The organism is Leptospira wolbachii serovar Codice str. CDC (assembly GCF_000332515.2).
GTDB lineage: Bacteria > Spirochaetota > Leptospiria > Leptospirales > Leptospiraceae > Leptospira_A > Leptospira_A wolbachii.
Window position 1 is genome coordinate 1,636,343 of record NZ_AOGZ02000014.1, and the last position, 12,998, is coordinate 1,649,340.

The window sequence follows — 12,998 nt, forward strand, 5'->3', positions numbered from 1 at the left end:
CGGAAGTTTAAAATAGAGAATCTTTACGAAGTCTTTCCACTTCCCATTGGAAGGTAGTTTCTCTGAGTTGGGGTGTATTTCCTTCCACAGTTCCCACAAGAGAATAACTCGATTCTTTTCCATAACTATCAGGCAATCGTTTGAGTATAAACTTACCTGATTTAATGAGTTCAATGACATGTAAAAGAAAAGGATCTTTTTCCTTTCGGCTCATCTCTTCCATGGAATAATAAAAAGTAGAAAGCCCTTTATAGAACCAATCAATACATTCGTTTTTGCCACGAGGCCAAATTTGTTCCAAACGAATTTCTGATTCTTGGACTAGTGACTTTCCAAGGAATGGTTTTTGTAATACACGGCACTGAGAATAAATTTCAAAATTTAAATCTCGATCTCCACCCTTTTCAAAATCCACACCGATCCAACGAATCCAAGATTTTTTTTCTTTAATGGATAATGCAGGAATGAGGGCAAACAAATACCCTTGGTCTTTAAAGATTCGTTCATGGGCAAGATGTTCCAAGATTTCTATAGGGATCATGTAATGTCCCTTCATCCATTCCACCACATAAGGAATCGATTCTAACAAAAGGTATTCCGGTGGGGTTTCCGACCGAATGATATCACCGAACTGCGTGAGAATAAAAATAAAAGACAACAATTCCTGACGACTGAGTCCCGAAAGAACACTCACAGAACCACTTAAATTTTGAAGGGCCCTACGAATCATAAGATGTTGTTGGAGTTGGGTTTGGTTTTCAGACAAAATAATCCCTAGATGTTTTTCAAAATTGCGAAGGCTTGTACGTTCACAATATTTAAAATTTCCAGAGATACTGAATGGCACTAGAGGGCTCTCCTACCTATGTCTTTTCGATAAAAAGTATCCGGTGCTTTAATTTTTGTTAAAAACGAATAACAATCCTGGATGGCATCTTTTAAAGAATTACCAAAGGAAGTGATTCCGAGAATCCTTCCCCCATTCGCTAAAACTTGGTTCTCTTGTCGTTTGGTTCCTGCGTGGTAAACAACCACATTTCCTTCGTTAGATGGAATTTCCAAAGGCATACCTTTTGTGGGCGAGTCTGGATATCCTTTTGCTGCAAGAACTACAACAGCGGAAGAACCTTCCTTTAATTTCAAATTTCTTTCAGGAAGGGTTCCCGTTGCCGATGCATAAAAAATAGGTAATAAATCTTCATCTAACAGGCGAAGGACACACTGCGTTTCTGGATCTCCAAAACGACAATTGAATTCCACTACACTCGGAATGCCTTCTTTGGTAATCATAAGCCCAACGTATAAAAGTCCTTTGTAGGGATGGCCTGATGTTCTAAAATCAGCTAACATGGGTTCAATGACCTGTTCCTTCACTAAAGAAAGAACAACATCTGTGACAATCGGGGCCGGTGCATAAGCTCCCATTCCCCCGGTATTGGGACCAATGTCTCCATCATAAGCACGTTTGTGGTCTTGGGCTGCAGGAAGGCACATATACCTTTCTCCATCAGTGATGACAAAAAGGGAGGCTTCTTCTCCTTCTAAAAAAGATTCCAATACTACTTTGTTCCCACTTTCCCCAAACTTCGATTCCAGAAATATTTCATCTAACGCCTGTTTTACTTCTTTTAACTCAAAAGCAACAGTGACCCCTTTTCCGGCAGCAAGCCCATCTGCCTTTACAACCAAAGGTAAGATTTCTTTCTGGGCATAACTCCAAGCAGATTCATGATCCGTAAAGACTGCAAAGGAAGCTGTGGGAACTTTGGCACGTTTCATCATTTCTTTTGCAAAATGTTTACTTCCTTCAACTTGAGCACAATAGGCAGAAGGCCCAAAACAAGGGATGTTAATTTCTGCACACCAATCAGAAAGACCGTTCACTAGTGGATCTTCTGGACCCACGATCACTAGGTTTGTTCCCGATGTTTTGATATATGCGAAAAATTTAGATTTATCGGTAATAGAAATCTCTGATGAATCTAAAAGCACGTCTTGCGAAAATCCACCATTGCCTGGAAATACCCGAAGGGATTCCAAAGATTTTGATTTTGAAATAGCATCTGCTAACGCGTGTTCTCTTCCGCCACTTCCAATGAGTAAAACTTTAAATTTATGTTCCAATTTTTTCTAAAGCCCTTACCGTACTATCTAGTTTCTCTTTCCAAGTATTATACTTTTCTCTTTCTTTTTCTACGACATCCGGTTTTGCTTTTTCTAAGAAGGCTGGATTGTTGATTTTATTTTCCAACTTTTCCATTTCCAATTGGATTTGTTTTTTCTCTTTTTCCAATCGTTGTTTTTCTTTTTCAAAATCAAAAATACCTTCTAATGGAAGAAAAATTTCTCCTATCGAAAAAGCTCCCACAGAATCCGTATTTTTAGCTTCATACGAATCTATAAATTCGATACTCTCTGCTTTCGATAGTTGGAGGATGGATTTGATTTCTCTTTCCATCATCTCTTTTAATTCTTTATGATTACACTTGAGAATCACCTTACATTTTTTCTCAGGTTTGACTCCGAGTTCCGCACGCATATTGCGAATCTTTGTGATGATCTCACGAACAAGCTCCATCCGTACCACAGCCGGTGCCGTATCAGATACTCCGTAAGCCTTGGGAAATTCTGTTTTTGCAAGTTCCGTAGTTTCCAGTAAAGAATGAATTTCTTCTGTGATAAACGGCATAAAAGGATGTAAGAGTCCGAGTGACTTTTTTAATACACTGATGAGGACAAGTCGTGCTTTCTCTTGTGACTCTGGACTTACATTTCCATACACACGAGCTTTGGTTAATTCCAAATACCAATCACAAAAAGATCCCCAAACAAAATCATAAATAGAATTGGCCATTTCGAAAAAAAGATAACCGGAATAGGCTTTTTCATACTTGCTAAGCATCCGATCAAATTCATTCAAAATCCAAAGGTCAGTATCTTCTAAGGTACTTATGTCTGGTTCTTTGGCTGTGAACTCTTCCGGTAGGTTCATAAAAATAAACCGACTCGAATTCCAAATTTTATTACAGAATGAACGATACCCATCTAACCTAGATTCGTCGAAAAGTATGTCTTTTCCTTCCGGTAACACAGCGGCGAGAAAAAATCGAAACGAATCCGTTCCGTATTTACTCATCATGTCTAAAGGATCGACTACGTTTCCAAGTGACTTACTGAACTTCTTTCCATCCTTATCACGAACGAGGCCATGGATGAGAACCTTCTGAAAGGGAACATCATCCATAAATTTCAGACCATTCATAATCATCCGCGCTACCCAGAAGAAAATGATATCAAAACCAGTAACTAAAACGGATGTAGGATAATATTTTTTTAGTTCTTCCGAATTTTCAGGCCAACCAAAAACCGTGAACGGCCAAAGACCCGAAGAGAACCAAGTATCGAGAACATCTTCATCTTGTTTGATGGTCTCTTTGGTAACAGAAATTCCCTTTTTGGAAAATAGAGATACTGCTTCTTCAACAGATTCAGCAACCACCATTTCTCCGTTTGGTGCATAATAGGCGGGAATGCGATGTCCCCACCAAAGTTGACGAGAAATACACCAATCACGAATGTTTTCCATCCATTCAAAGTATGTTTTTTCCCACATCTTTGGTTGGAACTGAACCTTTCCTGATTTTACCACTTCAATGGCAGGTTTTGCTAATGATTCAATTTTTACAAACCACTGAGTCGATAACAACGGTTCAATGACGGCCCCACCCCTTTGGTTGTGCCCCACACTATGAACGTGGGTTTCTATTTTTTCAATATAACCATTCGATTCAAGTTCTTCTACAACACGTTTGCGAGCTTCAAACCTATCGAGTCCATTGTATTTGCCAGCTTGTTCATTGAGAGTCCCATCTAAATTCATAATATTGATAGGAGTTAATTGCAAACGAAGTCCGGCTTCGTAGTCATTGATATCATGGGCCGGAGTGATTTTTACAAGCCCCGATCCAAATTCTTTATCCACAAAGGAATCAAATAAAACAGGAATTTCTTTTCCCGCAATTGGCAAATACACAAACTTGCCTTTTAAAGCCGCATAACGCGTATCATCTGGATGAGCACAAACCGCCACGTCACCAAACATTGTTTCGGGTCTTGTGGTCGCCACTACGATGTATTCGTCTTTAGTTAGAGTTTTGGGATCTTTTGTTTTAAACTCAGCTTTGGGATATTTAACATGATAGAGTTTGCCTTGTTTTTCTTTGTACTCTACTTCGATGTCGGAGATAGCAGTTTTGGTAACCGGACACCAATTGATGATTCGTTCCCCGCGATAAATCAAACCTTCATCATACAAACTGCGAAACACTTTGATGACTGCTTTCGAAAGTCCTTCGTCAAAGGTAAACCTTTCACGAGACCAGTCGACTGATTCACCGAGTAACCGTTGTTGCTTGGCAATGATTCCGCCAGAATGAGCTTTCCATTCCCAAACTTTCTCGATAAATCCTTCGCGAGTAAAATCGGTTCTAGACTTTCCTTCTTTAGCTAGTTCACGTTCCACAACTACTTGTGTAGCAATCCCTGCGTGATCCATTCCTGGAACCCAAACTACATTTTTTCCTTTTTTACGTTCAATGCGAATGATGATGTCTTGGATCGTATGATTGAGTGCATGCCCAATATGTAAGTTCCCTGTGACGTTTGGAGGCGGGATGACGATCGAGAATGTTTCTTTGCGAGAGGAGTCAGGAGCAAAGGTTTTTTTTTCTTCCCAGGTTTGTATCCATTTGGGCTCTACGGATTCGGGATCGTAACGGTCAGGTAGCTGTGATTTCATAGGGTCTTTGGATTTCTTGCACTTTACTATGTTTCGTAAAGAGTTTAGGGGTCAAGGATGAAACAGCAATCATCAGGTTCGCATTGACAGAAAGGGGAGGCAAAAGAATCTGGTTGGCATGAACGCAAAAACAGCAAAAATCCTCGGCAAATATGCAACCTTCAAAGGTGTTTCAGAAAAACAATTGAAACGCGATTGGTTGTCTCTTTCTCACATCGATAAAGATAAAAAAAGACAAGAAATCCTTAAAGAAATCGCTAAGAAATAAGACAGGCGGAAGTTTCCTTCCGCACATTTTATGGAACGCAAGTTTCGAATTCTTTTCTTTCTCCTAATCCTTGGATTTTCCCACACCAACCTTTCTCATTGTTCTAGACAAAGCGACATAATACTTTCCCAATACCAAGAGAGTTTGGCTGAGGCGAAGAACTTAAATCGCAAACTCATCGTCGTTTTTGGTGCCGATTGGTGTCCCGATTGTCGGGCATTAGATGGGATCTTCAGGGAACCTGAGCTAAAGAGCCTACTCTCTCAAAATTTTCTCATCTTTAAAGTAGATGTAGGTCGCTTCGATAAAAACTTAAGTCTAAATGATGCACTTGGGAATCCCATCCAAAATGGAATTCCCGCTTTGGTTGTCATTGAGCCAACGGGAAAGATTCTCACATCCACCAAAGGAGGAGAATTCTCTAACGCCAGTAAGATGACAAAAGAACAAGTTTTAGAATATTTATATCGACTTTAGGAGATGGTTTGTTTTAAAAAAACCGCTTTAGATCTATGCACCAAAACAACAACCAACTAACAAATAACATGTTCTCATTCAAATTGATAACCTCTTTCCGATCCATCCGATACACACTATTATCCCTAAGCTTCCTTTTGACCTTTTCTCTTTCTGCGGAAGAACAGGCCACACCGACTTTAGTTGTTGGCAACCCACTTCCCGAAATCAATTACACAAACCAGTGGGAAGAACCAAGTCCCATCCCGTCAGAGACCACAAAGGTTTTGTTTATCTCTGATATGGATGCGAGTAAAATCATCCACCCGATCTTAGAAAAAGAAGGAAAAGGATATTTGGAATCCAAACAAGCGGTAATTGTTTCTGACATCCATAGAATGCCATCACTCATTACAAAATTTGTGGCTTTACCTAAAATGAAATCGTATCCGTATACGCTTCGTTTGGTGAGAGAAGAAAAAGTAGCAGATTCTTTTCCAAGAACAAAAGGATCTCTTACCCTCATCCAACTAAAAGAGGGGAAGGTTACGAAGATCCAAATTTCTAACTTGGAATCAGAGATTCGTAGCTTTTTGGAAACCCAAGAAAAACCTTCCAAATCTGGTCGTTAAACATTGAATATGTGTCAAATGATCTCTTTTTTTCCTTAGAAATGTAAAATCTACTTGTAACGACGTTCTCTTTTCGCAGAATCTCTCCCTGAACCTCTATCTTTTGGTTACGAGAGAAATACTATGGCACTTCCTAAAGTTTGTGTAATTGGCGCAGGATCCTCCGGTATAACAGTCATTAAATCATTGAAGGAACATGGGATTCCCTTTGATTGTTATGAAAAAGGAAGTGATGTGGGTGGGAACTGGCGTTATAAAAACGACAACGGCCTTAGTAATATTTATAAATCTCTGCACATCAATACCCATAGAGATCGGATGGAATACCGCGACTATCCGATGCCAACAAACTATCCCGACTACCCAAACCACGAACCCATTCAAAAATACTTTTTATCTTTCGTAGACCACTTTGGCCTTCGCAAACACATCCAATTCAAAAATGGGATCAAAAAAGCCGAACGAACGGAAGATGGGATTTGGAAAATCACTCCCGAAAAAGGACCGACCAAATACTACGACGTGTTAGTTGTAGCCAATGGGCACCACTGGAGTGAACGTTGGCCCGATCCTGCATTTCCTGGAAAATTTTCTGGCCAAATCATGCACTCCCACTCCTATGTTGACCCAAAAACACCTGTTAACTGTGAAGGGAAAAACGTCGTGGTCCTCGGAATGGGAAACAGTGCCATGGACATCTCAGTGGAACTTTCGAGACCCGGTGTAGCGAAAAGAGTATTTTTATCAGCAAGACGAGGTGCATATGTCATTCCGAATTATTTATTTGGAAAACCATTAGATAAATTAACAGAATATACACCTCATTGGGTTCCCTTTTTTATCCAACAAACATTGGCTCACCTTCTCATTCGCTTTGGTGTAGGAAAAATGGAAGACTTTGGTTTACCAAAGCCGGATCACAAGTTTGGATCGGCACACCCCACCATTTCACAAGATTTACTCGTAAGACTTGGTCGTGGCGATATCAAACCAAAACCAGTGATCACCGAACTCAAAGGGAAAAAAATTGCCTTTGCTGATGGAACAGAAGAAGAGGCAGATGTTCTCATCTATTGCACCGGATACAATATCAAGTTTCCATTCTTTGATGAGAATTTTTTATCAGCTCCTAATAACTACATTCCCCTTTTCTATAAAATGATCAAACCCGGAATCAATGATTTGTTTTTTGTGGGTCTCATGCAACCGTTAGGTGCTATTATGCCACTAGCAGAATGTCAAGGGAAATGGATCGCCCAGTATCTCACTGGAAACTACGTACTGCCTTCTAAAGAAGATATGGAGAAGGCTATCGAAAAGGACCAAGCGGATATGAAAAAAAGGTATGTGAGTAGCACACGCCATACCATCCAAGTGGATTACGATACCTTCATATACAATATGAAAGAGGAAATGGCATCTGGCAAAAAAAGATCGGCAAAACTCGGAAACCATTTGCCAATCGAAGCACGGGCGGGATTCCTTTCGGAAGGCCGTCATGAATCTTCAAAATCCTCAAAAAAGAATTTGGTCCGCAAGTAACCAATTTCTCCGGTTCCTACTTGCAACCTGTCTTTCTCTACTCGGGACAGGTTGTGTCTCCAAAGGTTATTCCTACCAAGGAAACCCACTCTTCGGATGGATGGAATCCTCCGGCGAAATTCGTGCCACAAATCCCTATCCAATCTTAACTCGTTATCCTTCCTTTCAAGCCACCGATTTTGAATTTCCTGTTGGGGGAAAGTATGCCGAAGGGTATTATTTGGCGCAAAAATTTGGGGCTGAAAATGGAAAATTTGGGGGCCGCAAACATCTAGGAGAAGATTGGAATTCCATTACTGGCGGCGATAGTGATTTTGCAGCTCCCGTGTATGCCTTTGGGAACGGAGTGGTTTCAGAGATCGCTGACTACGGTGGAGGTTGGGGAAAAGTAGTAAGAATTGTCCACCACCACAATGTAGGAAATGGAGACTTTTGGTTTTTAGAAACAGTCTATGCCCACCTCCACACCATCGATGTGGAACCTGGACAACTAGTGAAAAAAACGGAATGGATTGGAACCATTGGCGATGCGGGAGGAAATTATCCTGCCCACTTACATTTTGAACTTCGTTCGGCCATTGGAGCATCGTTAGGTGGAGGATATGGCTTAAAAACCGATGGTTTTTTGCCACCCACTCGGTGGCTTATGCAGTATGGGCCCAAAGACAAATCCTTTTCTGAAGAAAGTTTTCAGTATCTCATCGAAAAGGGCGGAACCCTATGACCTATAGTTTTTAATATACGAATTTAGTAACTGCTGATGAATCCTAACACTTCGTCTTCTTTCTCAGCATTTGTGTCATAAAAATTACAATGAATTTCATACAAAGGTTCGCTCCCCATTTTCTCGCACTTCAAAGTTTTCACAAGAAAGTCAACAGAACCTGTCATCGAAATCATTTTTAAGGAAACTTTCAATATAGAAGGCACTTCAATGTCATAAGGATGGTAAAACATGATACCTCTAGCACTGATATGCTTTTTAGAATCATAATCCTTTAAATGTTCTAATTGAACTTCGAATGTGGCCGGGATTTCTGTATAATGATTTGGTTTCATAGTCTTAGTGTATACTGCAACAAACATAGGATCATTAAACTCTCATTCAATTACTATTTTATTACGTACGTATAAATCTTTATGCAAAAATGATATTAAATCCTGCAAGAAGGACAATGAGTCCAACTCCCCAGGCTAAAATTCTTGGATCCCAAAATGCATTTGTTTTATCTCTGTCAGAATAAACGAGTCCATGTAAATCCTTTGTGAGATCCTCAGTTTCTATATAACTCACAACGACCATGGTTAGAAAACAAGCCAGACCAGAGTAAATGGCTCCATAGAAATTAGAAACCATATCCGATTTGTAATATAGAATACCTAAAGAATATAAGATAAAATGAACCAACCCGCTTCCTGTTCCGAGTAACATGCCATAGAAGGCACTCCAGCCGGAAGCCCGCTTCCAAAACATTCCTAACAAAAAAATGGAAATTAAGGGTGCATTAAAAAAAGAAAAGAGTAGTTGGATGTAGTTCATGATGTTCTCAAACTGCATGGCAATGTAAGAAGCAAAAATAGCAAAGATTATGGCAAACATAGTGGAACGTTTTCCGATCTTTAAATAATCTTTATCGTCTTTGTTTTTATTGATGTATGTTTGATAAATATCATAAGTAAAGATAGTATTCATTGCCGTGATGGAACTGGACATACCGGCCATAAAAGCGGCAAGCAGTGCTGTTGTTCCAAGACCTAACATTCCAGAGGGATAATAGTTCTTTAATAAGATGATAAAACTTTTATTGTACTCCCCGTTCATCTCTTTAGAAAATTCGGTTAAGGCAATTAACCCAGGAATTACTGTTAAAAAAGGTAAAAATAATTTGAACATAGCTCCGATGAGTGGAGTTCTTCTTGCTGCCCGAAAATCTTTTGCCGCCATTGCCCTTTGCACTTCTGTAAATCCACAAGTCCAATAGGAAAAGGATAAAACAAAACCAAGCCCCACCGTTACACTTAACAAATCCCATCCGAGTTCATTTTGTCCATTGGCAAGTCCCTGCCACATATGTTTGTGTGAATTGGGAATTTTCTGCATAAGACCATCCCAACCACCTAACTTCGTTAATCCTATAATCACAAGAGGGAATAAACCAAGAACAGTTAAAAAAAATTGCATCACCTCGGTGTAAATGGAAGAGCTCAAACCCCCAAAGTATGTATAAATTAAAACGATACAGGCACTAAACAAAATGGAAAAATGAGGATTCCAACCGAACATAGTTTCAAAAACCAAGGACAAAGAATAGAGATAAATTCCTGAACCCAACGCCAGTGAAAGTAAGGTGATCAATGAATTGACTAAATGGGCAGGCCTATTGAAACGATAGCGCAGATATTCTGGAACACTCCTAATTTTTGAAGAATAGTAAAAAGGCATCATAAAGATCCCAAGAAAAATCATTCCGGGAATGGCACCCAAATAGTAAAAATGAAAGGTCAAAAATCCGTATTCTGCCCCACTCGCACTCATCCCTAACAATTCTAAGGCGGAAATATTGGCAGAAATAAAAGCAATTCCCGTAATCCAACTGGGGATCATTCGTCCCGCGAGAAGGAAATCACTCGATTGGTTCATGGATTTCTTAAGTAAGATCCCAATCACAACCATAAACCCAACAAAGACTAAAAGGATGAGATAATCGATGGGAGAAAGCGTTACGAACATAGGTCCGTAGAAGATGGGAAAATGAACCTTTGTAAAGAGGAAATCCCGAATCTCACCTATCTGGAATTATTTTCCTTCAAAATTTTTGAAACCAACCGACATTCATGGTAACTCTTTGACCGAAAAAGACTTTCCGAATTATGTCACATTGATAGATTCGGAACCACCAGGAGGACCTATGTTCTATCTTCTTTTAGCCCTTCTCCATGAAGACTATTCTTCCGGAAGAATCGATTTTTCTACCTATTTCGAAAATACTGTTCTCCTTGCACTAGACCACGAACGCATTAAATCCAATCTCGAACAAAGTAAAGCCGCTTAAATTCGCTTCAAACACCAAAAAGCCAGGGGTTCCTGCCCTGGTTCCTTACGGAATTTTCTCCTTGTTCTAGGAAGTCCGATCTGTACGGTAACAGAAAAATCACATCTCAGGAAGATTAAATGACATCGGCCAAACTCCTTACTGCTACCCTCCAAAATTCTCAAAAATTTTTCCTTCAATTTGGGGGACAGGGTTCACCTTATCTAAAAGAACTCGTAAAATTACACGCAGAACCAGAACTCAAAGAATTTTTCGAAACAAGTTTCAAAACCATCGCTGAAATTGCAGCCCGTGATGGCAAAAGTCCCCTTTTAAACGAGGGATTCGATTTCAAATCATGGATTGAAAATCCAGACGGCGCTCCTTCAGAAGACTACTTAGCTCGTGCTCCCATCTCCGTGCCGGGAATCTTTATGACACAAATTGCAAACTATGTTTTAGTTTCTAAACGTGGTTATCCCACAGCTGAACTCATCACAGCAACGGGAGCTCTTAGTGGACATAGCCAAGGCGTTATCGCTTCTGCCCTTGTTGGTCTTGGATTAGATGGGCTTGATTTTCTAAAAGCATACTCCGACTTCTTAAAGTTTGTTTTTTATCTAGGGTTTAATGGTCAAAAAGTTTATCCTAACTTTGTTGTTTCAGAAGAGATCGTAAAAGAAAACGAAGCCAATGGAGATAAAAATCCAGCACCTATGGTTGCCGTGATTGGTTATACAAAAGATGAATTAGAAGAAAGAGTGAAAAAAACAAATGACTCTCTTGGACTCAAAGGTCAAGACACAGTTTTCATTTCTCTTTATAACACTCCAGATTCTATGATCCTTTCGGCACTTCCTTCTTCTCTTCTTGCCTTCCGTAAACAATGGAAAGCAGAGATGGACGAGAAAAAATTCAAATTTGTTTATTTAAAAACAACAGCTCCTTTCCATTGCCCATTTATGGAAACTTCCCTCGACAAATTCAATACAGAAGATGCTGCAGTGGTTCCATTTCCTTATACTGGTGCAGATTTAAAAGTTCCTGTATATAGTATCTTTGATGGTCACAACCTTCAAAAAGATGGAAACTTACGTGACATCCTTTTTAAGATGGTTTTGATTGAGCCACTTTACTGGGATTTGGCGATCGCACCCATTTTTAATGATAGTGCCATCAACACAATCATTGACTTTGGACCAAGTGTTGTGAGCCAAAGACTCACTGGTGGACATCTAAAAGCAAAAAACATCGAAAAACAATCATTATGTGCATCGAATGCTAAGGAATTAAAAGTAATTCTCGAAGCATAATGAATCCATCCACTCTTCGGGCCGCCTCCAAATTAAATTTAATCCGCCTTCTGGCTTCCCATCCAGAAGGGCTTGGACTAGAAGAAATTCAAAGCGTAACGGGACACAAATCCATATCCTCACTCAAAAAAGATTTGGGTGAGTTGTATATGATTGAGATGTATCCTTATTCACCGACCGATGCTGTGGATTTAGATTTTGATGGGGAGAAGGTAAAAATCCGACTCCCCATTGCTGTTGATTCGGCCCTCCCACTTTCCCCAAAAGAATGGTCCCTCCTCAGATCACTATTAATCACACAAAAAACAAAAGAAGATTCTAAACTCAATCTTTCCATCTTAAACAAAATTGATTCGGTGATTCCTTCTGGCGATTGGTCTCCTTATCAAAAATCAAAAGAAACCATTGTAAAAGCAATTGATGAAAAAAAAATACTAACGATTGTTTATTGGAAGCGTGACACTAAGGAAAAAGAAACAAGGACTTTAGCTCCTTGGATCCTTTGGGAAGAAAACGATTCATATCTTTTGGCTTTTGATCTTACCAAGCAAGGATTCCGATCCTTTCGTTTAGATTATATTTTAGACATTACCATCACTGATACAAAATATCCGAATCTACCTGATACCGCAGGTGAATTTTTAGAAGGGTTCAAACAATTGTTTGGTGCCGATTCCGAAAACAAAGACTTTGCAAAACTATGGATCACTGATTCTGCCTCTTATCATTTAGGAATGAAACTGATCCTAGAACCAACGGGAGCCCAAAAACAAATTGGTGATACTCTTTACCGAGAATTTCAAGCTCCCATCCGAGACCAAAACTGGTTTGTCCAAACCATCTTAGGATACGGAACCTCTGTATTGGTGTCGGAACCTACCGAATTAAAGAACTCCATCCAATTCCATTTACAATCCATAGCGCCTTCGAAACCGAATCTTCACATAGAATCTTAGG

Annotated in this window: 13 protein-coding genes; 8 read left to right on the forward strand and 5 right to left on the reverse strand. The window is 39.7% G+C overall.

Annotation, left to right across the window (positions count from 1 at the left end):
* Positions 1-7: 7 nt before the first annotated feature.
* The 3 genes from LEP1GSC195_RS13055 to LEP1GSC195_RS13065 are packed head-to-tail and all read right to left on the reverse strand — an operon-like array spanning position 8 to position 4,798.
* Entirely contained in the window at positions 8-847 is an 840-nt protein-coding gene (locus tag LEP1GSC195_RS13055) for a hypothetical protein (RefSeq protein ID WP_015681377.1), read from the reverse strand.
* On the reverse strand, positions 847-2,124 hold the full coding sequence (purD, locus tag LEP1GSC195_RS13060; RefSeq protein ID WP_015680861.1) for a phosphoribosylamine--glycine ligase: 1,278 nt from the start codon (positions 2,122-2,124) through the stop codon (positions 847-849). The genes LEP1GSC195_RS13055 and purD overlap by 1 nt, the downstream gene beginning before the upstream one ends.
* Complete coding sequence (locus LEP1GSC195_RS13065) at positions 2,114-4,798, reverse strand: valine--tRNA ligase (RefSeq protein ID WP_015682447.1); 2,685 nt, start codon at positions 4,796-4,798, stop codon at positions 2,114-2,116. Before LEP1GSC195_RS13065 ends, purD begins: the two co-directional genes overlap by 11 nt.
* A gap of 118 nt (positions 4,799-4,916) precedes the next feature.
* On the opposite strand from LEP1GSC195_RS13065, the gene LEP1GSC195_RS19860 reads away from it, so the two are divergent.
* The 5 genes from LEP1GSC195_RS19860 (at position 4,917) to LEP1GSC195_RS13085 (ending at position 8,420) form a co-directional block, all read left to right on the forward strand.
* The gene (locus LEP1GSC195_RS19860; protein ID WP_002972862.1) at positions 4,917-5,066 is read left to right on the forward strand and encodes a hypothetical protein; all 150 of its coding nucleotides are present in this window, start codon (positions 4,917-4,919) and stop codon (positions 5,064-5,066) included.
* A gap of 30 nt (positions 5,067-5,096) precedes the next feature.
* Entirely contained in the window at positions 5,097-5,543 is a 447-nt protein-coding gene (locus tag LEP1GSC195_RS13070) for a thioredoxin family protein (protein WP_015680579.1), read from the forward strand.
* A gap of 35 nt (positions 5,544-5,578) precedes the next feature.
* Complete coding sequence (locus LEP1GSC195_RS13075) at positions 5,579-6,154, forward strand: hypothetical protein (protein WP_040506714.1); 576 nt, start codon at positions 5,579-5,581, stop codon at positions 6,152-6,154.
* 123 nt (positions 6,155-6,277) lie between these two features.
* Complete coding sequence (locus LEP1GSC195_RS13080; RefSeq protein WP_015681894.1) at positions 6,278-7,696, forward strand: flavin-containing monooxygenase; 1,419 nt, start codon at positions 6,278-6,280, stop codon at positions 7,694-7,696.
* A complete protein-coding gene (locus LEP1GSC195_RS13085) occupies positions 7,653-8,420 on the forward strand; it encodes a M23 family metallopeptidase (RefSeq protein WP_015681111.1) in 768 nt (255 codons plus the stop codon). Before LEP1GSC195_RS13080 ends, LEP1GSC195_RS13085 begins: the two co-directional genes overlap by 44 nt.
* 23 nt (positions 8,421-8,443) lie before the next feature.
* Here LEP1GSC195_RS13085 and LEP1GSC195_RS13090 read toward each other — a convergent pair whose 3' ends face one another.
* Positions 8,444-8,755 (reverse strand): hypothetical protein, encoded by a 312-nt coding sequence (locus LEP1GSC195_RS13090; protein ID WP_015680614.1) that lies wholly within the window; start codon positions 8,753-8,755, stop codon positions 8,444-8,446.
* A 79-nt stretch (positions 8,756-8,834) separates the two neighbouring features.
* A complete protein-coding gene (locus LEP1GSC195_RS13095) occupies positions 8,835-10,427 on the reverse strand; it encodes a sodium:solute symporter family protein (protein ID WP_015681206.1) in 1,593 nt (530 codons plus the stop codon).
* A gap of 85 nt (positions 10,428-10,512) precedes the next feature.
* On the opposite strand from LEP1GSC195_RS13095, the gene LEP1GSC195_RS20035 reads away from it, so the two are divergent.
* From LEP1GSC195_RS20035 to LEP1GSC195_RS13110, 3 genes are all read left to right on the forward strand, one after another.
* On the forward strand, positions 10,513-10,749 hold the full coding sequence (locus LEP1GSC195_RS20035) for a hypothetical protein (RefSeq protein WP_040506715.1): 237 nt from the start codon (positions 10,513-10,515) through the stop codon (positions 10,747-10,749).
* 119 nt (positions 10,750-10,868) lie between these two features.
* Positions 10,869-12,041 (forward strand): ACP S-malonyltransferase, encoded by a 1,173-nt coding sequence (locus tag LEP1GSC195_RS13105; RefSeq protein WP_015682749.1) that lies wholly within the window; start codon positions 10,869-10,871, stop codon positions 12,039-12,041.
* Positions 12,041-12,997 carry a WYL domain-containing protein gene (locus LEP1GSC195_RS13110; RefSeq protein WP_015682153.1) on the forward strand — a complete coding sequence of 319 codons (957 nt, stop codon included), beginning with the start codon at positions 12,041-12,043 and terminating at the stop codon, positions 12,995-12,997. Before LEP1GSC195_RS13105 ends, LEP1GSC195_RS13110 begins: the two co-directional genes overlap by 1 nt.
* Position 12,998 lies beyond the last annotated feature (1 nt).

Excerpts from the sequence above, each read along its gene's own strand:
- LEP1GSC195_RS13095 (WP_015681206.1), bottom strand. The coding sequence starts at position 10,427 with ATGTTCGTAACGCTTTCTCCCATCGATTATCTCATCCTTTTAGTCTTT.
- LEP1GSC195_RS19860 (WP_002972862.1), top strand. The coding sequence starts at position 4,917 with ATGAACGCAAAAACAGCAAAAATCCTCGGCAAATATGCAACCTTCAAA.
- LEP1GSC195_RS13085 (WP_015681111.1), top strand. The coding sequence starts at position 7,653 with ATGAATCTTCAAAATCCTCAAAAAAGAATTTGGTCCGCAAGTAACCAA.
- LEP1GSC195_RS13065 (WP_015682447.1), bottom strand. The coding sequence starts at position 4,798 with ATGAAATCACAGCTACCTGACCGTTACGATCCCGAATCCGTAGAGCCC.
- LEP1GSC195_RS13080 (WP_015681894.1), top strand. The coding sequence starts at position 6,278 with ATGGCACTTCCTAAAGTTTGTGTAATTGGCGCAGGATCCTCCGGTATA.
- LEP1GSC195_RS13105 (WP_015682749.1), top strand. The coding sequence starts at position 10,869 with ATGACATCGGCCAAACTCCTTACTGCTACCCTCCAAAATTCTCAAAAA.
- LEP1GSC195_RS13110 (WP_015682153.1), top strand. The coding sequence starts at position 12,041 with ATGAATCCATCCACTCTTCGGGCCGCCTCCAAATTAAATTTAATCCGC.
- LEP1GSC195_RS13075 (WP_040506714.1), top strand. The coding sequence starts at position 5,579 with ATGCACCAAAACAACAACCAACTAACAAATAACATGTTCTCATTCAAA.
- LEP1GSC195_RS13070 (WP_015680579.1), top strand. The coding sequence starts at position 5,097 with ATGGAACGCAAGTTTCGAATTCTTTTCTTTCTCCTAATCCTTGGATTT.
- LEP1GSC195_RS13090 (WP_015680614.1), bottom strand. The coding sequence starts at position 8,755 with ATGAAACCAAATCATTATACAGAAATCCCGGCCACATTCGAAGTTCAA.